Below are 20793 nucleotides of genomic sequence, written 5' to 3'. Positions count from 1 at the left end.
GATGATAAATATGGAGAGAAGGCAGATCAAAAGTGCACAGTGGCGCGGGCGTAGTAATAACCGCCCAGTACGCCCAATGGTCCCGAGTTGTCATACGCGCCCGTGTACTGCGCCAGATTCGCGGCGCTGCGCGCGTCCCGCGGCACCTGGCCCGGTTTCTGGTCGAAAACATTGTTGGCGCCCACCGTCACGTTGATGCGCTTGCTGATGTCGTAGCCGACGCTGACATCCGTCACGAAGGCGGCTTTCAGCTGGTAATCGCCGCCCGTGATGACGTTCAGGCGCTTGAGCTTGCCGTAGCGCGTCTCGCGCAGGTTGAACGTCCAGCCCGCCTTTTCATACGCCAGGGTGACGATTTCCTTGTCGCGCGGCGCCCGGTACAGCAAGTCGTACTCGGCCGATTTGCTCAGGGTGCCGATATTCGGCAAGCCTTGCAGCACCGTCGGCAAGGCCGCCTTGCCGACCAGGCTCGTGTGGTTGATATTCGCAGCCGCCGTCCAGCGCAGCTTGCCGTCGGCCACGCGCAGGATATCCTCGGCCGTCAAGTCGATGCCGCGCGTGCGCGTGTCGCCCACGTTGGCAAAGTAATGCGCGACGAGGCCATTGCCTACCGTCAAACCCGCCGAGCGCAGCAGGTTTTCGATCACGCTTGCTTGCGCGGCCGTCAGCGGCCGGCCACTTCCATCGAGCGCCACGCCCGAGCTGCGGTCGATACCGATGTTCGACGACACACCCAGGCGGTCGCTGACCTTGATTTGATACGCGTCAACGGCCAGGCGCAGGGTGGGCGTAGGATTGAAGGTCAGCCCGGCCGACAGATTCGTCGATTTTTCCGGTTTCAGCGCTTGCGCGCCCAGGGCCCGCGCGGCGGCCGAGTTCGGCTGCGCCAGGGTATACGGCACGCCCGCATGGTCGGAGGTGTTTGAATACGATTGCGTCACCAGGCTCGGCGCATGGAATCCATTGCTGACGGTGCCGCGTACGGCCACCGTGGGCGTGACGTCATAGCGGGCGGACAAACGGCCCGTCGTCTTGCTGCCGAAATCGGAATATTTCTCGGCACGCAGTGCCGTGTCGAGCAGCAATTGCGGCGTCAGTTTCGCGCCCAGGCCGACATACGCCGCATAGCTGTGGCGCGCCGTATCCGAGGCGTCGACGGGCAGGTAGCCGGCCAGCGCCGATGAGCCGCTGCCCTGCCAGGAAGCGGGCTCACCCGGGCTGCGTTGCTGCGTTTCATGCGAATACTCGAGACCGACGCTCAGGTCGGCCGGCTCGCTCAATCCCAGCGGCACGGGACGGCGCGCGTCGGCGTTGGTGGTCGAGCGGCTGTAGCGCTGATTGCCGATGGTGAAATCCGTCTTGCCGCCTGGATAACTCAGCGAATAATTGGCCGAGTTTTCCACGCCCACGTCGATATCGTCGCGTCCGTAAGTACTGCTGATATCCCAGTTCCAGCCGGCCGTCTCGCCCTTGACGCCGCCCGTCAGGGAAAAATCGTTTTCGCTCGTCGTTTCATACGGCGTGAAGCCGTCGGGATACACGGACAGCAAGCCTTTGTTGTTATTAAAAATGGTATTGGGCAGGCGGAAATTCTGCGCCGAGCGGGCATTGCGGTGCGCATACGTGCCGAAGCCGTACAGTTGCACCTCGTTCGACACGTCATAACCGAAGTTGGCGCTGAGCGAAGCGGTCGTGCTTTGCGGCACGCCCGTATTGCGCCATGGATTGCTGTTGCGGCTTGCTTCTGCCGGGTTCGGCGAGGCGCCGGCCGGCAAGCTGTTGTTCGGCCCCAATTTCACCAGCTGGCCATCGCTGTTGCGCACGGCCGGATACGACAGGTAGCCGGGATTCAGGCCGAAATTGCGCACGGCGATGCCCTGGCGCTGGACTTCGGCGCCGAAGTGGGCAAAGCCGTGTTCGCCCAGGCGCGTGCCGCCATCGATGCGCACGGAACCGTTCGTGCCGTCGCCGTCGTAGGTGGAGCCGAGTTGCGTGCTGAAGCTGCCCTTGTCATCCGCTTTCAGGATGATGTTGATGACGCCGGCGATGGCGTCGGAACCGTAGATGGCCGAGGCGCCGTCGCGCAGGATTTCCACGCGTGCAATGGCGCCCGTGGGTATCAGGGCCAGGTCGGTGGCGACGGAACCGGGAAAACCATCCTCGTTGACGATGGCCGTCGTATGCCGGCGCTTGCCATTGACCAATACCAGGGTATGCGACGGGTCGAGGTTGCGCAATTGACCGGCACGCACGATGCTGCCCAGGTCCGGCTGCACGCGGGCTGGCAAGTTGAACGACGGCAAGGCCGTGTCCAGCGCATCGAGCAAGTTCAGCTTGCCCGTGGCTTGCAATTGCTGCGCGCTGATCACGTCGATGGGGGCGGCGCTGTTGGCCACCGTGCGGCCCGTGCCGCGCGCCCCCGTGACGATGACGGTGTCATACGGCGCGGCAGCCAGCGCGCCAGCGCCGTCCGGCGCGGCCTGCGCGTGGAGCACGCCAGGCGCCCCCAGCAGCAGTACGGCGGCGGAGACGGCGTGCGCCAGTTGCCGTAAACGCGGGGCGGGGTCATGCTTGTGAATCGGTTCCAGCATACGAAAACATCCTTTCAAAGTCGTCAACACAGTGGCTGCAGACTAAAGGATGGACAAACAAACAAGAACGAATGGTTTCGTATTTAGATATTTCGTTTTGGCAACTTACAACAGCGGCGGCACGCCGTGTCAGGGAGTCGCCGGGGCGGTCGCCAGGCTCTGGTCGAGCCGCTTCCAGTAATCGCGTTCCAGCCGGGCCGTATCGATATCGCGCGCCGCCTCGTTGAAGCGTTTTTGCCACGCCGCCCCCCCGGCATCGCGCTGGAAGCACACATGCACGGGACGCTCCTTGAAGACGGTATCGATGACGGCGATGCGTTCGCGCTCGGCCTTGCTGAAGTTGCGCCCCATCAACAAGTGCTGCAGGACATGGCGCTCGATGACGATCACGCGGTAACGCTTGATGAACAGTTTCTTCAGGTTCGTCGCGTCGTTCAAGCCCTCTTCCGTCTTCAGCTCGCCGCGCGCCACCATGCCATCGAACTGTTCCCCATTCGAGTAGCCGGCCACGGTGCCGATGCGCAGCTTGCCCAGGTCGGCCAGGCTGGCACCGGGCACGCCGTCCTCCTTCAGGTAGGCCAGCACACCCTGCGTGTTACCAACCGGAACAGAAAAGTGGCAGAGTTTTTCCCGTTCCGGCGTGCGCCACACGGCCAGAAACCCGGCATAGCGGGAACTGGCCAGGCCAAACTGCATGGCGCGCTTCCAGGGAAAATAGTCATATTTGACCGTATAGCCGAGACGCTCGAAAACGGCGCTGACCATGGCGCCCGACATGCCATCGGCCGGCAGGCTACGGGAAATAAAGGGCGGCCAGTCTTCCGCCGCGAAGCGGACGATGCGCGAACTGGCAGCGCCCGGCGGCGCCATGGGGGAGCTAGCCTGCCCGTGTGCAAGGGCAAGTGCAGAGTGCATGAACAAACAGAAGGGCAAACCAACTGTCCGGAGGAAACGCATGTTTGGCTCCTATGGCCTGGCGCACCGTGCAATGCAGGCGCGGCAACAGGACTGGCGGTCGGCTTTTTTTGATCACTGGCTTGATAAAAATCATGCTCCCACAAAAAAAAGAAATTGCAAAGTTGTTTATTTGCACTTTGACATTCCCACGGGAAATAAAATACGATTGCGGCGCGCCTGCAACAGGCTGTCATGGCGCCGGCTATCCCCTCTCACGCAACAGGTTTTTACTTGTGCGCGCGCCGGATGGCCGATAATGGCGTTTTACCGTGGAAGATGACCGTGCCGCACCCTGCCCCTCCCTCACTTGCCGACCAGATCGAAGACTTGCTGCCGCAAACGCAATGCACCAAATGCGGCTACAACGGTTGCCGCCCGTATGCGGAAGCGATTGCCGCCGGCAGCGCCGACATCAACCAGTGCCCGCCGGGCGGCGCGCAAGGCATCGTGCGTCTGGCCGGCTTGCTGGGCAAAAAAGTCATTCCGCTCAATCCCGTCAACGGCCTCGAACGTCCGCGATCTATCGCCTATATCGACGAATCGCTGTGTATCGGCTGTACCCTGTGCATCCAGGCTTGCCCGGTGGACGCCATCGTCGGCGCCGCCAAGCAGATGCATACGGTGGTGACAAGCCTGTGCACGGGCTGCGACTTGTGCGTGGCGCCCTGCCCCGTCGATTGCATCGTCATGTACCCCGTCAGCGGCGACGCCACGGGCTGGGATGCCTGGAGCCAGGCAGAAGCAGACGACGCGCGCGCGCGCCACGATTTCCGCACGCAGCGCCTGCGCCGCGAAACAGAGGAAAACGAAGCGCGCCTGGCTGCCAAGGCCGTCGCCAAGATGCGCGAAGTGACGCAGGAAGTGCCCGTCACGCCCGACGAACAGGCGGAAAAGGAACGCAAGCGCGCCATCATCGCCGCCGCCATGGAGCGCGCGCGCGCCAAGGCCGCTGCCGCCAGCACGGATACCCCCCAGCCAGCCCCCACCACCCCGAAAAAAGACGCATGAACGCTGCCAAACGCCTGGAAATCTTTACGCGCTTTCGCGCCGCCAATCCTTCCCCGAAAACGGAACTCGACTACACGACGCCGTTCGAGCTGCTGATCGCCGTGCTGCTGTCGGCACAGGCGACGGACGTGTCCGTCAACAAGGCGACCCGCTTGCTGTATCCGGTCGCCAATACGCCAGCCACGATACTGGCGCTGGGCGTGGACGAGCTGGCCAGCTACATCCGCACCATCGGCCTGTTCCGCACCAAGGCGAAGAACGTCATCGCCACCTGCCAGATCCTGCTCGAGCAGCACGGCGGCGAAGTGCCGCGCGACCGTGCCTCGCTGGAAGCCTTGCCCGGCGTGGGCCGCAAGACGGCCAACGTGGTCATGAACACGGCGTTTGGCGAACCGACGATGGCCGTGGACACGCATATCTTCCGCGTCTCGAACCGCACCGGCATCGCGCCAGGCAAGAATGTCGATATCGTCGAGCAAAAACTGCTGAAATTCATCCCCAAGGAATTCCTGCACGACGCCCACCACTGGCTCATCCTGCACGGCCGCTACACATGTACGGCGCGCAAGCCCCAATGCTGGAATTGCATGATTGCCGACCTGTGCGATTACAAGGACAAGTCGCCGATGCCGGCTGTGGTGTAAGGCAAAAAAAACGGCCCGCGAGGGCCGTTTTTGTCATTCGCAGCAAGCGGACGCTTACAGCAACACCATATTGTCGCGGTGGATCAGCTCATGGCCTTCCATGTAGCCGAGAATCGCTTCGATCTCGGTGGACGGCTTGCGCATGATGCGGCGCGCTTCGCCGCTCGTGTAGTTCGACAAGCCGCGCGCCACGGGCACGCCATCCACGTCGACGCAGGTGATGACGGCGCCGCGGCCGAATTCGCCGTTCACGCCCGTCACGCCGATCGGCAGCAGGGACTTGCCTTCCTGGCGCAGCTTTTGCACGGCGCCCGCGTCCAGCACGACGGCGCCGGCCGTGTGCAGATGATCGGCCATCCACTGCTTACGCGCCGTCAATTGCCCCGTTTGTGCCAGTAACTCCGTGCCGATCGCTTCGCCCTGGGCGAGGCGGCTGAGCACGTCGCTGTCGCGGCCCCAGGCGATGATGGTGTGGGCGCCGGACTTGGCGGCGCGCTTGGCGGCGAGGATTTTCGTCAGCATGCCGCCACGGCCCAGGCTGCTGCCGGCGCCACCGGCCATCGCTTCCAGGGCCGGATCGCCAGCGATGCCTTGCGTTATCAGGTAGGCGGTCGGGTCCTTGCGCGGGTCGGCCGAGAACAGACCGTGCTGGTCCGTCAGGATGACGAGCGCATCGGCTTCGATCAGGTTCGCGACCAGGGCGCCCAGCGTATCGTTGTCGCCGAACTTGATTTCATCGGTGACGACCGTGTCGTTTTCATTGATGATCGGCACCACGCCCAGGCGCAGCAGGGTCGTCAGGGTGGAGCGGGCATTCAGGTAGCGTTCGCGGTCGGCCAGGTCGGCGTGCGTGAGCAGCACTTGCGCCGTGCCGAGGCTGTGGGCACGGAAGCTGCTTTCATAGATTTGCGCCAGGCCCATCTGGCCGACGGCGGCGCAGGCCTGCAATTCATGGATATCGGTGGGACGCTGCTCGAAACCGAGGCGCAGCATGCCTTCGGCGATGGCGCCGGAACTGACGAGCACCACTTCCTTGCCCAAAGCGCGCAAGCCGGAAATCTGCGCAGCCCAGCGCGCGATGGCGGCATGGTCGAGCCCGCGGCCATCGTTGGTGACCAGCGAAGAGCCGACTTTGATGATGATACGGGTAGCTTTTTGAATCACGGAATCCATGGGGCGGCGCTCTTCACTTAATAGACGTCAGCGCGCAGGACGCAGCAGCAGCAAGGCCAGCCCCGCCGTCAGCTCCATTGCGCACATGAACAACACAAAACCCTGGGGCAAGCCGAAGCTGATGGCCGCGAACAGACGGCCGGCGGGCTGCGCCAGGACCAACATTGCTGTGATATCGCCGAGGACAGGCGGTTCGCCCTGCCGTGCCGCGAACAGCGCCAGGAGCGCGGTAGCGCCCCAGACACCGACATGCGTGGCGTAGAACTGGCTGTAGCCATTGACGCCATTGAGGAAGATGCCCATGCCGGCCGCCATTTCATCGGCGAACAACAGGCAGGCGACCGCGCTCAGCCCGTAAGCATACGCGATCAGATGCAATACACGGCGCTGCCACGCTTGCTTGCGCGCTGGCGCGGCAGCGGCCGTCTGTACCGACATCAGGGTAAAGCCTTAGTCGAGGATCTTGAAACGCGGATCATCCGGGTCGATCGACGAGATACCGCGCGCTTCTTCGGTCATCTGCGTTTCTTCGGCACGGCTTTCGCTGTGTTTCTTCGCTTCCAGATGCTGGTAAATCGCATTCACCAGTTCCGGGCAACCTTGATGGTTCAGCGCGGAGATCTCGAAGACGGGACCTTTCCAGGCGAAACGCTTGAGGAAGTCCTTGACGATCTTCTTGCGCTCTTCTTCCGGCACCATGTCGAGCTTGTTCAACACCAGCCAGCGCGGCTTGTCGACCAGCGACTCGTCGTACTTCTTCAATTCCTTCACCAGCGCCTTGGCTTCCTTGACAGGATCGACGTTGGTTTCGAACGGCGCCAGGTCGACGATGTGCAACAGCAGACCCGTGCGCTGCAAGTGACGCAGGAATTGATGGCCCAGGCCCGCGCCTTCGGAAGCGCCTTCGATCAAGCCGGGAATATCGGCGATCACAAAGCTCTTCTCGTGCGACACGCGCACCACGCCCAGGTTCGGGTGCAGGGTGGTAAATGGATAATCGGCAATTTTCGGGCGCGCGTTCGAGACGGCCGAAATGAAGGTCGACTTGCCGGCGTTCGGCATGCCCAGCAGACCCACGTCAGCCAGGACTTTCAGTTCCAGGCGCAGTTCGCGGCGTTCGCCTTCCTTGCCCTCGCCTTTTTGGCGTGGCGCGCGGTTGGTCGAGGACTTGAAGTGGATATTGCCCCAGCCGCCTTCGCCGCCCTTGGCCAGCAATTCGATCTGGCCGTGTTCGGTCAAATCGGCCAGGATTTCGCCGCTCGCGTTGTCGATGATCAAGGTGCCCACAGGCATGCGCAGGTGGATGTCATCCGCGCCCTTGCCATAGCAATCTGCGCCACGGCCAGGCTCGCCATTGCGAGCCTTGTGCATTTTGGAGAAACGGAAATCGACGAGCGTGTTGATATTGCGGTCGGCGACAGCCCAGATGGACCCGCCCTTGCCGCCATCGCCGCCATCGGGACCGCCGAAAGGCCGGAATTTTTCACGGCAGAAAGATGCGCAGCCGTTGCCGCCATCGCCCGCGATGACTTCGATTTTTGCTTCGTCGATAAACTTCATAATTTTGCCGCCATAAAACTAAAAAGGCTCTACCTTGGGCAGAGCCTTTCGATTGAAGGCTTGCGCCTTACATCATGCGATCATGGCGGAGCGAACTGGCGCTCCGCGATGAATTACGCTGGTACTGCTTCGTTTGGTACAACGGTCACGAATTGCTTCGAGCCAGCACCTTTGACAACGAACTTCACTTTGCCCGCGATCAGCGCGAACAACGTGTGGTCCTTGCCCATGCCTACGCCTTCGCCGGCGCGCACTGGGGTGCCGCGTTGACGAATGATGATGCCGCCAGCATTGATAGCTTGGCCGCCGTAGACTTTAACGCCCAGACGTTTTGATTCTGAATCACGGCCGTTTCGCGTTGTGCCGCCGCCTTTTTTATGTGCCATTTAAGACTCCTTGATAGCTGATTAATTCAAACAGCGGCGATTAGCCGTTGATCGAAACGATTTGGATTTCGGTAAAATTCTGGCGATGGCCTTGATGCTTTTGGTAGTGCTTACGACGACGCATCTTGAAAATTTTGACCTTATCATGGCGACCATGCGCCACAACCGTAACCAGTACCGTTGCACCTTCGACCAATGGAGCACCAAACTTGATGCTGTCGCCCGCGCCTACTGCGAGCACTTGATCGATGGTGATTTCGGAACCAATGTCTGCCGGTATCTGTTCTACTTTAAGTTTTTCGCCAGCGACAACTTTGTATTGTTTGCCACCGGTTTTTATGACCGCGTACATGATTTGAAACCTCATCAAATGTTGAAAGAATTTGTCCCACTGCCATGAAAAGCAAGCCGTGCACAACAGGGGGAACCAGCGATTATACACGGACTGAGAAATTGCGTCAAAAAGTATTCACAAAGCTTGACGATCGTGGTATGTCGACAACCTGACCATCATGTCAGGCTTGCGCCAGGCGGACAGCAAAACGCGCGCCAGTGCCAAGCAGATCAATCAATTGCTCTACAGTCATAGGCAAACATCACGCACGCGCAAGCCTTGTCGTATAATCGCGGCACCCACAATCTAATGCAGGTTCGCCTTGTCTGACGCTAACAAACACGTTAACCAAAACACCATCGTGCAAACGATTGCCGCCGATATGGACGCAGTCAATACGGTGATCCGCCAAAAGTTGCACTCCGATGTGATTCTGATCAACCAGATCGCTGAATACATCATCAGCGCAGGCGGCAAACGCATCCGTCCCGTGCTGATCTTGCTGGTGGCCAATGCCCACGCCTATCGCGGCACGGCGCACCATGAACTGGCCGCCGTGGTCGAATTCATCCATACCGCCACCCTGCTGCACGACGACGTCGTCGACGAATCGTCGATGCGCCGCGGACGCCAGACGGCCAACGCCCTGTTCGGCAATGCCGCCTCGGTGCTGGTGGGCGATTTCCTGCACTCGCGCTCGTTCCAGTTGATGGTCTCGCTGAATAATATGCGCGTCATGCAAATCCTGTCCGACGCCACCAACGTGATCGCCGAAGGCGAAGTGCTGCAGTTGCTGAACATGCACGATCCGGACGTGACGCAAGACAGCTACCTGAACGTCATCCGCTCGAAGACGGCCAAGCTGTTCGAAGCGTCGGCGCAACTGGGCGCCCTGATCGCCGGCGCCAGCGAAGACGATATCGAAGCGGCTGCCGAATACGGCCGCTCGCTGGGCACGGCTTTCCAGCTGATCGACGACGTGCTCGACTATGCAGGCGACGCTGCCGAAATCGGCAAGAACGTGGGCGACGACTTGCGCGAAGGCAAACCGACCATGCCGCTGATCTGGCTGATGGAAAACGGTACGCCAGAGCAACGCGAACTGGTGCGCAGCTGCATCGAGCAAGGCGACGAACAGCATTTCGACGCCGTCCTGACGGCCATCACCAGCAGCGGCGCCCTCGACTACACGCGCAAGCAGGCGGAAATCGCCGGCCAGCGCGCCGCCGATGCCATCGCCGGCTGGCCGGACAGCGTCTACAAGCAATCCATGCTGCAACTGTGCTCGTTTGCCGTGGACCGCAATCACTGATCGCGATTTGCGTTACAGCAAAGACAACGGCGCCGATGGCGCCGTTTTTTATGCACTGTCGAAAAGCTAGGTGCGCTCGTGCTCCATTGCCGCGCCCGCCAATTCCTGCACGATGGCCGGCGCCGCTTCCAGCCGCTCGCTGTAGCGGCTGCCCAGGTAATCGCGGCGGTCGCGCACCAGCAGGGTGAATTTGTACAGTTCCTCCATCACGTCGACCAGGCGCTCGTAATACGGCGACGGCTTCATGCGGCCGTCATCGTCGAATTCCTGGTACGCCTTGGCAACGGAAGACTGGTTCGGAATGGTGACCATGCGCATCCAGCGCCCCAGCACGCGCAAGCCGTTGACGGCATTGAACGATTGCGAACCACCGGACACTTGCATCACAGCAAGAGTGCGCCCCTGCGTGGGCCGCACGCTGCCCGTTTCCAGCGGCAGCCAGTCGATCTGCGATTTGAACACGCCCGTGACGGCGCCATGTCGCTCGGGGCTGCACCAGACTTGCCCTTCCGACCACAGCGACAGTGCCCGCAACTCCTGCACTTTCGGATGCTCGGGCGGCACGCTGTCGACCATGGGCAAGCCGTGCGGGTCGAACACGCGCGTGTCGGCGCCGAAGTGACGCAGGATGCGCTCCGCCTCCAGGGTCAGCAATTTGCTGTACGAGCGCTCGCGCAAGGAACCGTACAGCAGCAAGATGCGCGGCGCGTGGGTGGACACGCTGGCCGGCGCCAGCTTGTCCAGGTCCGGCACGTCCAGGTGCGCGGCGCTGATGTTCGGCAACTCGTTGGCAAGGTCTGCCATCTCAGGCCACCGGCTTGCCGTCGGCGCCCACCACGGCCTGGCCATCTTCCTTGGCAAACGCGCCCTGCTGCGGCAGCGGCAGGATTTCCAGCACTTTTTCCGAAGGCCGGCACAGGCGCACGCCCAGTTCCGTGACGACGATGGGGCGGTTGATCAAGATAGGATGGGCTTGCATGGCGTCGAGCAGGGCTGCATCGGGCAAATCCGGATTGGCCAGGCCCAGTTCGTCGTACAGGGCGCCCTTGTCGCGCATGACGGCGCGCACGGTCAGGCCGGCGCGGGCGATCAGGTCGACCAGCTCCTCGCGCGAAGGCGGATGCTTGACGTAATCGATGATGACGGGTTCGACGCCCGTGTTGCGGATCAGGGCCAGGGTATTGCGCGAGGTGCCGCACGCCGTGTTGTGGTAAATCGTGATCGTCATGTCGTGATGTCCTTCAGTAAATGTGGTTCGCTGACGCAGCAAGACGCGCCAGCGCAGCAGTTCTCGGTCAAAAAGGCCAGCAAGCCGTTCATGCCCGCATAATTGGCCGCATAGATGATGGAACGGCCCGCCTTGCTTGCCGTTACCAGATTGGCGTGCGCCAGTTCTTTCAAGTGAAACGACAGCGACGAGGGCGCAATGGCCAGCGCTTCGGCGATTTTCGTCGCCGCCATGCCTTGCGGCCCCGCTTGCACCAGCAGGCGGAACACGGCCAGCCGCGATTCCTGTGCCAGCGCCGCCAGGGCCACGATGGCGGAAGTACTCGTCAGCGGTGTCGCTCCGCTCGCTATTTGCTGTGTATTTTCCATATTTCAATAATAGTCGAATTATTGAATCATTTCAAGCCACAGGTCTTGGCTACCTATCTTACGTAACCTAGCGCACCGACTGTCATGGCCTATCGGTCTACCTTGATGAAAAATTACTGCGATCGGCATCCCATGACACGCTCGACACCCCTGAAAATCCTCGGCTGGAGCCTGGCCGCCCTGCTGGCCCTGGTTGCCATCGTGGTCATCTTTGTGCTGACCTTCGACTGGAACCGCGCGCGCCCCTACATCAACGAGAAGGTGTCGGAAAGCACGGGCCGTACCTTCGTCATCGGCGGCGATTTGCAGGTGAAATGGAAACAAGGGCTGAAAACGGAGCCCGGCTGGCGCCGCTACGTGCCGCGGCCCACCATCAGCGCGCAGGACGTGCGCATGAGCAACCCGGACTGGGTCACGGCCGGCCCGCAGCTAGCCAGCGCGAAACGCATCGACGTGGCCCTCCATCCATTGCCCTTGCTGCAGCACAAGGTAGTGCTGACGGACCTGGCGCTCGACACGCCGAACATCGCCCTGCAGCGGCGCGCCGATGGCAGCAACAGCTGGACCTTCAAGGATAACGGCCCTTCGGCATGGGACGTGGAAATCCAGCGCATGGCCTTCGGCGACGGCGCCATCCGTTATCTGGACGAGGGCATCGCGCTGGACGTGCGCGCCAAGGTCAGCTCGACGGCGCCCGATGCGACGCCGGGCGACGCGCCAGGCAGCGCGCCCGTGCAGAAATACGGCATCGCATTCACCCTGGGCGGAACCTATCGCAAGGCGCCCGTGACGGGTGGCGGCAAGGCGGGCGCCGTGCTGTCCTTGACCGATAACAACACCGTTTATCCCGTGCAGGCACATGCCGTGCTAGGCAAGAACAAGGCCAGCATCGACGGCACCCTGACGGACCCGCGCTCCTTGTCTGGCATCGATTTGCAACTGAGCCTGGCCGGCGCCAGCATGGCAGACCTGTATCCGCTGACGGGCGTGCTGCTGCCGGAAACGCCGGACTACGCCACCAAGGGACGCTTGCTGGGCAAGAAAGACGGCGCCACCTGGAACTGGACCTATCAAGACTTCAAGGGCACGGTGGGCCAGAGCGACCTGGCTGGCACCCTGCAATACTTGCCGCGCCAGTCGCGTCCCTTGCTGCGCGGTGAAGTGACGTCGCAGCAATTGCGTCTGGAAGACCTGGGCCCCACCATCGGCGCCGACAGCAATGCGCAGAAACAGGCGCGCGGCAAGGCGCCCGTGCAACCCGACAACAAAGCCTTGCCCGTGGAACAGTTCAACACGGCCAAATGGAATGCGCTCGATGCCGACGTGAAATTCACGGGCAAGAAACTGGTGCGCACGCACGACATTCCGTTCAACGATATCGTCGCCCATATCCACATGAAAGACAAGGTGTTGAGTTTGACGCCGCTCAACTTCGGCATGGCCGGCGGCGACATCACCTCGAATATCACGCTCGATGGCCGTCAAAAGACCATCGCCGCGCAAGCCAAGGTGGCGGCGCGCCACCTCAAAATTCGCGAACTGTTTCCCAAGCTGCAATCGATGCAAGCGAGTTTCGGCGAAGTGTATGGCGACGCGGCACTGACGGGCCACGGTAACTCCGTCTCGGCCATGCTGGCCAGCGCGAATGGCGAACTGGCGGCCACCGTCAGCGAAGGCTCCGTCAGCCAATTCATGCTGGAACTGGCCGGCCTGAACCTGGCCAACGCCGTCTTCGTCAAAATCTTTGGCGACAAGCAAGTGCACCTCAATTGCATGGCCAGCGACTTCGCCGTGACGAATGGCCAGGCCGACGTGCGCCGCTTCGTGCTCGATACGGACACGGCCGTCGTGAATGTCACGGGTAACGTCAACCTGGCCCACGAAACCCTGGACCTCGACGTGCGCCCGCGCACCAAGGGCGCCCGCATCATCACCCTGCGCACGCCGCTGTATGCGAAAGGCACGTTCAAGAACCCGGACGTGGGCCCGCAAAAAGGCCCGCTGGCCCTGAAAGCGGGCGCCGCCGTGGCCCTGGCCACCGTCGTCACGCCGCTAGCCGCCCTGCTGCCGCTGGTCAACGTCGACAAGGCGCCCGACACGGACTGCGCCGCCGTCATGGCGCAAGCAAACGCCACCCGCAAGGCCCCTGCCTCGCCGGCGACGAACGCGCCAGCCAAGAAAGTGAGCGAAGCGGACATCAGGAAGGCGCAGCAGGAAAAGAAATAAGCTTTGATGCAACCGCTTGAAAGCCACCCCGCCATCTGCTGTAATGAAGAAAAGCGGGGTGTGGCTCAGCCTGGTAGAGCGCTGCGTTCGGGACGCAGAGGCCGGAGGTTCGAATCCTCTCACCCCGACCAGCCCTTTCTTCCTTGCTGCGCCTGCATCAACTGCTTGCACCTTGACCTGCGCGTTGGTGTCTTGCTGAGAAGTATGATACTAATTACATCATTGGTATCCTGATCACTTTTCGCGCAAGGGCCTGACCGATGTCTTTCCTGATAGTTCTGGCCGCACTGGCCTTCCTGATGCTGGCCGCCTACCGCGGCTATAGCGTAATCCTGTTTGCGCCCGTCGCCGCGCTGGGCGCCGTGCTGCTGACCGATCCGTCGGCCGTGCCGGCCGTCTTCAGCGGCATCTTCATGGAAAAGATGGTGGGCTTCATCAAGCTGTATTTCCCCGTCTTCTTGCTCGGCGCCGTGTTCGGTAAACTCATCGAGCTGTCCGGCTTTTCCCAGTCCATCGTCGTGGCGGCCATTCGCTATATCGGCAGCTCGCGCGCGAATGCCGTCATCGTTGCCGTGTGCGCGGCCCTGACCTATGGCGGCGTGTCGCTGTTCGTGGTGGTGTTCGCCGTGTATCCGTTTGCGGCCGAGCTGTATCGCCAGAGCAATATCCCCAAGCGGCTAATGCCCGGCGCCATCGCCCTGGGCGCGTTCTCGTTCACCATGGATACCTTGCCCGGCACGCCGCAGATCCAGAACATCATTCCCACCACCTTTTTCAATACGACCGGCTGGGCCGCGCCGTGGCTGGGCACCATCGGCGCCGTGCTGACGGTAATCATGGGCCTGGCTTTCCTCGAATGGCGCCGCCGTTCCGTCATGGCGACGGGCGAAGGCTATGGAGCCGAGGCCGAAAAGGCCACGGCCGACGTGGGCGACCTGCCCCATCCGCTGCTGTCGGTAGCGCCTCTGGTGCTGGTGGGGGTGGCCAACTTTGCGCTGACCCGGCTGATTCCCCACTGGTACGGTGCCAGCTACTCGCTCACCGCCGAGGCGTTGCCAGGGCTGCATGCGCCCGTGACCACGTCGATCGCCTCCGTCACCGGTATCTGGGCCGTGGAAGGCGCCTTGTTGCTGGGAATTTTGCTCGTGTGCGCAACGGCTTTCGGGCGCATCCGCGCCGCCTTTGCAGAAGGCACCAAGGCGGCCGTGGGCGGCGCCTTGCTGGCGGCCATGAATACGGCCTCCGAATATGGCTTTGGCGGCGTCATTGCCGCCCTGCCCGGCTTTCTTGCCGTCAGCAACACCTTGCGCAGCGTACCCGATCCCCTCGTCAACGCGGCCGTGTCCGTGACGACCCTGGCCGGCATTACGGGTTCGGCCTCGGGCGGGATGAGCATCGCGCTGGCCGCCATGTCGGACAGTTTCATCCAGGCCGCTCAGCAGGCGCATATTCCGCTGGAGGTGATGCACCGCGTGGTGGCCATGGCCAGCGGCGGTATGGATACCTTGCCGCACAACGGCGCCGTGATCACCCTGCTGGCCGTCACGGGCCTCACGCACCGCCAGTCCTACCGCGACATTTTCGGCATCACCGTCATCAAGACGGTGGCCGTGTTCCTCGTCATTGCCCTGTATTACCTGACGGGGCTGGTCTGACCTAGAGCCGTGACGACGATACCGGCTTCGCCACGGCTTGCGCCGGCTTGAACAGATGGCTGATGCCCATGGTCAGCAGCGGACCGGCCAGCGCCAGGTAGGAACTGTCGATGCCGTAGGGATTGCCTGCCAGGAACCAGCCGATGGTGGCGATCACCGAGACGATCACGCCGACAAAGGCGCCGCGCGGCGTGCCGAATTTCGGCGCATAGAAAGCCATCAGCACCAGCACGGCCAGGGTGGCGCGCAGGGCCTTGCCCAGGAAGGCGATCATCAGCAGTTTTTCCGCATACAGCGCCAGCACCAGCGGCAGCAAACCGGCCACGACGATGGCGATGCGCAGGAACATCAGCGATTTCGCGTCGTTCTTTGCCTTGTTGTACCAGGGATCATAAAAATCCTTCATGGCCAGGGTGGCCGATGCCAGGGTGGTGGCGGAAATGCCGCCGAACAGGGCGCCGGCCAGACCGACGATCATGATGCTGGCGGAAAACGCCGGCATGTGGGCGATCAGGGTGGGAAAGGCGTCGATCGACTTCATGCCCGGATACAACACGGCGCTGCACATGCCGATCAGGGCGGCCATCAGGCCGAACGGAATCATCAACGAAGACACGTAATAGCAGGCGCGCTTGGCCACGGCCGGGTTGTCCGTGCTGACGAGGGCCTGGATCACGTATTGCGTGGCGAAGATGGAACCGATGCCGCCGATCATCCAAGCGATGATCTGGCCCCAGCCGATCTCGACCCAGTTGAACATCTTGGCCGGCAGCTGCGCCTGCAGCGCGCCGATGCCGCCGGTTGCTTCCAGCGCATACGCCAGCGCCAGGATCACGCCCAGGTATTTGACGATGGAGTGGGCGAAATTGGTGTACACCACCGAGCGCATGCCGCCCAGACTGACATAAATCACGGTGATGGCACCCACCAGTAGGATGGCCACCGTCTTGTTGATGTGCAGCACGGCCGCCAGCACGGCGCCGCCGCTCGCGTACAGGGCCACGGCAACGATGCTCAGCGCGACGATGGTGAGGATAGATGCCGCATAGCGCACGGGTTCGCCGTACGTCTGCGCCAGGATGCCGGAAATCGTCGACTGCCCGCTTTCCTTGTATTTTTTCACCAGCACGATGGCCAGCAGCAAAAATCCCAGCGACAGCGCCACCAGGTTCCAGGCGGCCGAAATGCCCAGTTCATAGCCCTTCTGGGCCGTGCCGATGCTGACGGAACTGCCGATGAATTCCGACAATAGCAGCGCGCCGATCAGGTAAGCGGGATAGTTGCGTCCTCCCGCCGTCATGCCCTCGGCACTGTTGGCATGCTTGCGCACGCTATACGTAATGTACGACATGAGAGCGAAATAGCCCACCGTGACCGCCGCGATGATGATCAATCTGTTTTCCATCTGTCTACTCCAAGTTTGCTTTTTTTCTTATTATTTTTTCAAAAAAGCTTCCCCTGCCGCGTGCCGGTCTTTGCCGGTGGCGGTGCTCAGGGGCAAAGCGAAATCTTACCCTGCCGGCGACGCGACAAAGGCGCGCAGCTGCGCCGTGAAGGCTGGCGCCGCCTCGACATTCGACAAATGCGACGCGGGCACCTGGGCCAGCTGTGCGCCTGCCACCTGCCGCTGCAGCCAGCGCGCATCGTCCACCGTGGTGACGGGATCGTGCTCGCCGGCAATGACCAGGGTGGGCACCGCAATCGTGGCCACCTGCGCGCGCAAGTCCGCCTGCGCCAGCGCTGCGCAGCAGGCCGCGTAGCCTTCGGCATCCTGCCCGCGCAGGGTGGCGATCATGCGCGCCACCGTGGCCGCTTCACGCGCGATGAAGGCTGGCGTAAACCAGCGCGCGGCGGCGCCGTCGGCCACCGTGGCCATGCCGTCGCGGCGCACCTGCGCCGCGCGCGCCAGCCAGGCGTCGGCCGTGCCGATGCGCGCCGCCGTATTCGCCAGCACGAGCTTCGTCAAGCGCTGCGGCTGGTGAATGCCCAGCCACTGGCCCGTCAAGCCGCCCAGGGAAATGCCGCAGAACGCGGCACGGGCGATATCCAGGTGGTCGAGCAGCGCCACCACGTCCAGGCCCAAGCGCTCGATGTCGAACGGCGCGCCGCCGCTGGCCGACCGGCCATGGCCGCGCGTATCGTAGCGCGCGACATAGAAGTCGCTGGCCAGGTCCGCCGCCTGGGCATCCCACATGGACAGGTCCGTGCCCAGGGAATTCGACAATACCAGGCACGGTTTGCCCCGCTCGCCGTCGGTGCGGTAATGCAGCAGCGTATCTTCCCCGTTCCAGGTGGTCACGACAATTCCGGTATCCGTGTGTTTCATCGCATGTCTCCTTTGCTCTGCGGGTCAGGCATCGCCGTCGCGCACCGACGAAGGATGGCGGCACAGCGGCATCACGTCGATCTGCATGTAGGGGAACAGCGGCAAGGAGGTGAGCACGTTGTGCAACTCGTCCACGCTGTCCACATCGAAAACGCTGATGTTGGCGTACTGGCCGGCGATACGCCACAGGTGGCGCCACTTGCCCTCGTGCTGCAAGCGCTGCGCCAGTTCCTTTTCCGTCTGTTTCAGCTGCGCTGCCTGCTCGGCGGGCATGCTCAATGGCAGGTTCACGTTCATGCGTACATGGAATAACATTGTGTCTCCTTAAGATTTTTATAGGCACTTACAAGGCCTAACAAAACCGTAGCGAGCGGAAGAGAGTTGCGGTCGAGAAGCGCAACTGTACGAAGGTACAGTGAGCATCGCAGACCGTAAATCACGACGCGCAGTAGGTTTTGATAGGCGTCCTCAGGCGCGCTGCATGGTGCGTAGTTTGTCCATATCGATCTCGACGCCCAGGCCCGGGCCTGTCGGCACCTGCAGCATGAAGTCGCGGTACACGAGCGGCTCGCGCAGGACTTCCTGCGTCAGCAGCAGTGGCCCGAACAGCTCCGTGCCCCAGGCCAGTTCGGCAAACGTGGAACACACGTGGGCCGTGGCGGCCGTGCCGACGCCGCCTTCGAGCATGGTGCCGCCGTACAGGCCGACGCCGGCCAGGCGCGCCACGGTGGCCACTTCCAGCGCCGGCAGCAAGCCGCCAGACTGGGTGATTTTCACCGCATACACGTCGGCCGCATCGGCCTGCGCCAGCGCCAGCGCGTCGGCGGGGCCGTGCAAGGCTTCATCGGCCATGATGGCCACGTCGAAGCGCTGCGTCAGGCGCGCCAGCGCGACGCGGTTGCCCGCCTTGACGGGCTGTTCGATCAAGTCGATGCCGCCCGCTTCCAGCGCGGCGATGCCACGCACGGCGTCCGTCTCGCTCCAGGCCTGGTTGACGTCGACGCGCACGCTGGCCCGTTCGCCCAGCGCCCGCTTGATCTCCAGCACATGGGCCACGTCGTCCATCACGTCGCGCAAGCCGATCTTCAGCTTGAAGATGCGGTGGCGGCGCAATTCCAGCATTTTTTCCCCTTCGGCGATATCGCGCGCGGTATCGCCGCTGGCCAGCACCCAGGCCACGGGCAGCGCATCGCGCACGCGGCCGCCCAGCAATTCCGACAGCGGCACATTCAGGCGGCGCGCCTGCGCGTCCAGCAGCGCCGTCTCGATCGCACACTTGGCGAAGCGGTTGCCCTGGATGACCTTGCGCACCCTGGCCATGGCCTTGGCCACTTCGCTCGCTTCCATGCCGACCAGCAGCGGCGCGATGTAGGTATCGATATTCGTCTTGATGCTTTCCGGGCTTTCGCCGCCGTAGCTCAAGCCGCCGATGGTGGTCGCCTCGCCCCAGCCCGTGATGCCGTCGGCGCAGCGCAGCCGTACCAGCACCAGGGTTTGCGTATTCATGGTGGCGACGGACAGCTTGTGCGGACGGATGGTTGGCACATCGACCAGGTAGGTCTCGATATTTTGAATCATATTTATTCCGTATAATTCTGTAGAGTGGAGACACGATATTCCCCGAATGACCCCGCGTCCAACACCGAGTTGGTATCAAACCTATACCTGAAAGGTATGAAGATGGAATTACGGCACTTGCGCTACTTCGTGGCAGTGGCAGAGGAAAGGAACTTCACGCGGGCCGCCGCGCGCCTGCATATCGCGCAGCCGCCACTGAGCCGGCAGATGCAGCAGCTGGAAGAAACCCTGGGCGTGGCGCTGATCGAGAAAGGCTCGCGACCCTTGCGGCTGACGGAAGCGGGCGAGTTTTTTCTCGCCCACGCGCGCCCGCTGCTCGACCAGGTGCGCGACCTGAAGGCGATGACCCAGCGCATCGGCAAGCTGGAACGCACGCTGTCGATCGGCTTCGTCGCCTCGACCCTGTATGGGGAATTGCCCGACGTCGTGCACCGCTATTGCGAGCGCCATCCCGAGGTCGACGTGACCCTGCATGAAATGACGACGGTGGAGCAAATCAAGGCCCTGAAGGAAGGCCGCATCGACGTGGGTTTCGGGCGCCTGAAAAGCGAGGATCCCAGCATCCGCCGCATCCTGCTGCGCGAGGAGCGCCTGGTGGTGGCCCTGCCACCCGGCCACCGGCTGGCCAAGGGGGAAGGCGGGTTGCGCCTGACGGACCTGATCCACGAAACCCTGCTCGTGTATCCGAAAGCGCCCCGCCCCAGCTTTGCCGACCAGGTGCTGGCCATGTTCAGCGAGGGTAATGTCACGCCCGGCCCCGTCACGGAAGTGCGCGAGCTGCAGATTTCCATGGGACTGGTGGCGGCCGGCCAGGGCATCTCCATCGTGCCGGAAAGCGTGCAAGCCATGCATCACCGGAACGTCGTATACCGCAAGCTGGACGACAAGCATGCGTTCTCGCCCATTTTATTCAGCATGCGGCACATGGACCGCTCGCCGGAACTGGACAATCTCCTCGCTGCCGTGTACTCGATCTACGATGAACACGGCATCGCGCACGTCAAGGAAAGCCTGTAGCCCTCAGACAGATAGCGGCGCGTCGGCCAGCAATGCCGGGCGCAGCGCGCGGATGCGCAGTTCCGTGAAATAACCGCCCGCCTCGTTGTAGCGAAGATAGTGGCGACCACAATTGAGGCAGCGTGCTACCTGGCTCAGATTGGCGGGATAAAAGCGCGGCGCGATGGGCGCATCGACGCTGTCGTAGCGCGTGCCGTGCGGGTGATACTCGTCAAACGTCGGTTCCTCGTACGGATCTTCGCGCAGAGTGCCGATTTCTTCAAACCGGTCCAGCTCCAGCGAGGTGGGAAGGCGCTGCCAGGCGTCCAGCGGAACGACGCAGCAGCTGCATTTCTGGGTAACCGCGGCCGACGCGGCGGCCAGTGCGGACAAGGCGGGAAAATCGATGAATACCATGGTTCAGCCTATGCAAGGGGCGGCCCATGGCAAC

The 20793-nt window shown here is 62.4% G+C and carries 21 protein-coding genes and 1 tRNA gene; 7 read left to right on the top strand and 15 right to left on the bottom strand.

All coding sequences use genetic code 11. The annotated features are described in order from the left end of the window. Positions 1-26: 26 nt before the first annotated feature. A complete protein-coding gene (locus O0881_RS23415) occupies positions 27-2591 on the bottom strand; it encodes a TonB-dependent receptor (protein WP_289913298.1) in 2565 nt (854 codons plus the stop codon). A 129-nt stretch (positions 2592-2720) separates the two neighbouring features. Beyond that, complete coding sequence (locus O0881_RS23410; protein ID WP_289906363.1) at positions 2721-3461, bottom strand: transporter substrate-binding domain-containing protein; 741 nt, start codon at positions 3459-3461, stop codon at positions 2721-2723. A gap of 363 nt (positions 3462-3824) precedes the next feature. Between O0881_RS23410 and rsxB the strand changes: the two genes are divergently transcribed. Beyond that, the gene (gene rsxB / locus O0881_RS23405) at positions 3825-4556 is read left to right on the top strand and encodes an electron transport complex subunit RsxB (RefSeq protein ID WP_289913297.1); all 732 of its coding nucleotides are present in this window, start codon (positions 3825-3827) and stop codon (positions 4554-4556) included. After that, positions 4553-5200: an endonuclease III gene (nth, locus tag O0881_RS23400; protein ID WP_034782448.1), complete on the top strand. Its 648-nt coding sequence runs from the start codon at positions 4553-4555 to the stop codon at positions 5198-5200. Before rsxB ends, nth begins: the two co-directional genes overlap by 4 nt. A gap of 54 nt (positions 5201-5254) precedes the next feature. Here nth and proB read toward each other — a convergent pair whose 3' ends face one another. From proB to rplU, 5 genes are all read right to left on the bottom strand, one after another. Beyond that, positions 5255-6373, bottom strand: coding sequence for a glutamate 5-kinase (gene proB / locus O0881_RS23395; RefSeq protein ID WP_251349774.1), 1119 nt, complete (start codon positions 6371-6373; stop codon positions 5255-5257). Positions 6374-6400: 27 nt separating this feature from the next. Then, positions 6401-6811, bottom strand: a complete 411-nt coding sequence (locus O0881_RS23390) for a hypothetical protein (RefSeq protein WP_035825091.1) — start codon at positions 6809-6811, stop codon at positions 6401-6403. Positions 6812-6823: 12 nt separating this feature from the next. Beyond that, on the bottom strand, positions 6824-7933 hold the full coding sequence (gene obgE, locus O0881_RS23385; protein WP_077400162.1) for a GTPase ObgE: 1110 nt from the start codon (positions 7931-7933) through the stop codon (positions 6824-6826). A 113-nt stretch (positions 7934-8046) separates the two neighbouring features. Then, complete coding sequence (rpmA, locus tag O0881_RS23380) at positions 8047-8319, bottom strand: 50S ribosomal protein L27 (protein WP_070219281.1); 273 nt, start codon at positions 8317-8319, stop codon at positions 8047-8049. Positions 8320-8359: 40 nt separating this feature from the next. Then, entirely contained in the window at positions 8360-8671 is a 312-nt protein-coding gene (rplU, locus tag O0881_RS23375) for a 50S ribosomal protein L21 (protein WP_034754730.1), read from the bottom strand. 304 nt (positions 8672-8975) lie between these two features. On the opposite strand from rplU, the gene ispB reads away from it, so the two are divergent. Beyond that, positions 8976-9965, top strand: a complete 990-nt coding sequence (gene ispB, locus O0881_RS23370; RefSeq protein ID WP_099395339.1) for an octaprenyl diphosphate synthase — start codon at positions 8976-8978, stop codon at positions 9963-9965. Positions 9966-10031: 66 nt separating this feature from the next. Here the strand turns inward: ispB and arsH are convergent, their stop codons facing one another. Genes arsH through O0881_RS23355 form a run of 3 tightly spaced genes read right to left on the bottom strand, consistent with a single transcriptional unit; the run spans position 10032 to position 11561 of the window. Continuing rightward, positions 10032-10769 (bottom strand): arsenical resistance protein ArsH, encoded by a 738-nt coding sequence (arsH, locus tag O0881_RS23365; protein WP_289913296.1) that lies wholly within the window; start codon positions 10767-10769, stop codon positions 10032-10034. Position 10770: 1 nt separating this feature from the next. Further along, the gene (gene arsC / locus O0881_RS23360) at positions 10771-11193 is read right to left on the bottom strand and encodes an arsenate reductase (glutaredoxin) (protein WP_289899830.1); all 423 of its coding nucleotides are present in this window, start codon (positions 11191-11193) and stop codon (positions 10771-10773) included. Then, positions 11190-11561, bottom strand: coding sequence for a metalloregulator ArsR/SmtB family transcription factor (locus O0881_RS23355; protein WP_289913295.1), 372 nt, complete (start codon positions 11559-11561; stop codon positions 11190-11192). Before O0881_RS23355 ends, arsC begins: the two co-directional genes overlap by 4 nt. Before the next feature lie 132 nt (positions 11562-11693). Between O0881_RS23355 and O0881_RS23350 the strand changes: the two genes are divergently transcribed. From O0881_RS23350 to O0881_RS23340, 3 genes are all read left to right on the top strand, one after another. Further along, complete coding sequence (locus O0881_RS23350; RefSeq protein WP_289913294.1) at positions 11694-13787, top strand: AsmA family protein; 2094 nt, start codon at positions 11694-11696, stop codon at positions 13785-13787. 54 nt (positions 13788-13841) lie between these two features. Further along, a tRNA-Pro gene (locus O0881_RS23345) sits at positions 13842-13918 on the top strand. Positions 13919-14047: 129 nt separating this feature from the next. Then, complete coding sequence (locus O0881_RS23340; RefSeq protein WP_289913293.1) at positions 14048-15442, top strand: GntP family permease; 1395 nt, start codon at positions 14048-14050, stop codon at positions 15440-15442. 1 nt (position 15443) lies between these two features. Here O0881_RS23340 and O0881_RS23335 read toward each other — a convergent pair whose 3' ends face one another. The 4 genes from O0881_RS23335 to O0881_RS23320 all read right to left on the bottom strand — a co-directional run bounded on the left by O0881_RS23335 (position 15444) and on the right by O0881_RS23320 (position 19346). After that, complete coding sequence (locus tag O0881_RS23335) at positions 15444-16847, bottom strand: sodium:solute symporter family protein (RefSeq protein WP_289913292.1); 1404 nt, start codon at positions 16845-16847, stop codon at positions 15444-15446. A 105-nt stretch (positions 16848-16952) separates the two neighbouring features. After that, entirely contained in the window at positions 16953-17768 is an 816-nt protein-coding gene (gene pcaD, locus O0881_RS23330; RefSeq protein ID WP_289913291.1) for a 3-oxoadipate enol-lactonase, read from the bottom strand. Positions 17769-17792: 24 nt separating this feature from the next. Then, a complete protein-coding gene (gene catC / locus O0881_RS23325; protein WP_289913290.1) occupies positions 17793-18083 on the bottom strand; it encodes a muconolactone Delta-isomerase in 291 nt (96 codons plus the stop codon). 153 nt (positions 18084-18236) lie between these two features. Continuing rightward, the gene (locus tag O0881_RS23320; RefSeq protein WP_289913289.1) at positions 18237-19346 is read right to left on the bottom strand and encodes a muconate/chloromuconate family cycloisomerase; all 1110 of its coding nucleotides are present in this window, start codon (positions 19344-19346) and stop codon (positions 18237-18239) included. Positions 19347-19448: 102 nt separating this feature from the next. On the opposite strand from O0881_RS23320, the gene O0881_RS23315 reads away from it, so the two are divergent. Further along, positions 19449-20363: a LysR family transcriptional regulator gene (locus tag O0881_RS23315; protein ID WP_289913288.1), complete on the top strand. Its 915-nt coding sequence runs from the start codon at positions 19449-19451 to the stop codon at positions 20361-20363. A gap of 3 nt (positions 20364-20366) precedes the next feature. On the opposite strand, the gene O0881_RS23310 is transcribed toward O0881_RS23315, so the two are convergent. Continuing rightward, entirely contained in the window at positions 20367-20759 is a 393-nt protein-coding gene (locus tag O0881_RS23310; protein WP_289913287.1) for a hypothetical protein, read from the bottom strand. Between the last annotated feature and the right edge of the window lie 34 nt (positions 20760-20793).

The organism is Janthinobacterium sp. SUN100, assembly GCF_030397705.1.
Taxonomy (GTDB): Bacteria; Pseudomonadota; Gammaproteobacteria; order Burkholderiales; family Burkholderiaceae_D; genus Janthinobacterium; species Janthinobacterium kumbetense.
Note: the sequence above shows the minus strand (reverse complement) of the source record. Positions and strands in the feature narration are given on the sequence as shown.

Coding starts and splice junctions, on each gene's coding strand:
- O0881_RS23415 (WP_289913298.1), bottom strand. CDS start 2,591: ATGCTGGAACCGATTCACAAGCATGACCCCGCCCCGCGTTTACGGCAA.
- O0881_RS23410 (WP_289906363.1), bottom strand. CDS start 3,461: ATGGCGCCGCCGGGCGCTGCCAGTTCGCGCATCGTCCGCTTCGCGGCG.
- rsxB (WP_289913297.1), top strand. CDS start 3,825: ATGACCGTGCCGCACCCTGCCCCTCCCTCACTTGCCGACCAGATCGAA.
- nth (WP_034782448.1), top strand. CDS start 4,553: ATGAACGCTGCCAAACGCCTGGAAATCTTTACGCGCTTTCGCGCCGCC.
- proB (WP_251349774.1), bottom strand. CDS start 6,373: ATGGATTCCGTGATTCAAAAAGCTACCCGTATCATCATCAAAGTCGGC.
- O0881_RS23390 (WP_035825091.1), bottom strand. CDS start 6,811: ATGTCGGTACAGACGGCCGCTGCCGCGCCAGCGCGCAAGCAAGCGTGG.
- obgE (WP_077400162.1), bottom strand. CDS start 7,933: ATGAAGTTTATCGACGAAGCAAAAATCGAAGTCATCGCGGGCGATGGC.
- rpmA (WP_070219281.1), bottom strand. CDS start 8,319: ATGGCACATAAAAAAGGCGGCGGCACAACGCGAAACGGCCGTGATTCA.
- rplU (WP_034754730.1), bottom strand. CDS start 8,671: ATGTACGCGGTCATAAAAACCGGTGGCAAACAATACAAAGTTGTCGCT.
- arsH (WP_289913296.1), bottom strand. CDS start 10,769: ATGGCAGACCTTGCCAACGAGTTGCCGAACATCAGCGCCGCGCACCTG.
- arsC (WP_289899830.1), bottom strand. CDS start 11,193: ATGACGATCACGATTTACCACAACACGGCGTGCGGCACCTCGCGCAAT.
- O0881_RS23355 (WP_289913295.1), bottom strand. CDS start 11,561: ATGGAAAATACACAGCAAATAGCGAGCGGAGCGACACCGCTGACGAGT.
- O0881_RS23350 (WP_289913294.1), top strand. CDS start 11,694: ATGACACGCTCGACACCCCTGAAAATCCTCGGCTGGAGCCTGGCCGCC.
- O0881_RS23340 (WP_289913293.1), top strand. CDS start 14,048: ATGTCTTTCCTGATAGTTCTGGCCGCACTGGCCTTCCTGATGCTGGCC.
- O0881_RS23335 (WP_289913292.1), bottom strand. CDS start 16,847: ATGGAAAACAGATTGATCATCATCGCGGCGGTCACGGTGGGCTATTTC.
- pcaD (WP_289913291.1), bottom strand. CDS start 17,768: ATGAAACACACGGATACCGGAATTGTCGTGACCACCTGGAACGGGGAA.
- catC (WP_289913290.1), bottom strand. CDS start 18,083: ATGTTATTCCATGTACGCATGAACGTGAACCTGCCATTGAGCATGCCC.
- O0881_RS23320 (WP_289913289.1), bottom strand. CDS start 19,346: ATGATTCAAAATATCGAGACCTACCTGGTCGATGTGCCAACCATCCGT.
- O0881_RS23315 (WP_289913288.1), top strand. CDS start 19,449: ATGGAATTACGGCACTTGCGCTACTTCGTGGCAGTGGCAGAGGAAAGG.
- O0881_RS23310 (WP_289913287.1), bottom strand. CDS start 20,759: ATGGTATTCATCGATTTTCCCGCCTTGTCCGCACTGGCCGCCGCGTCG.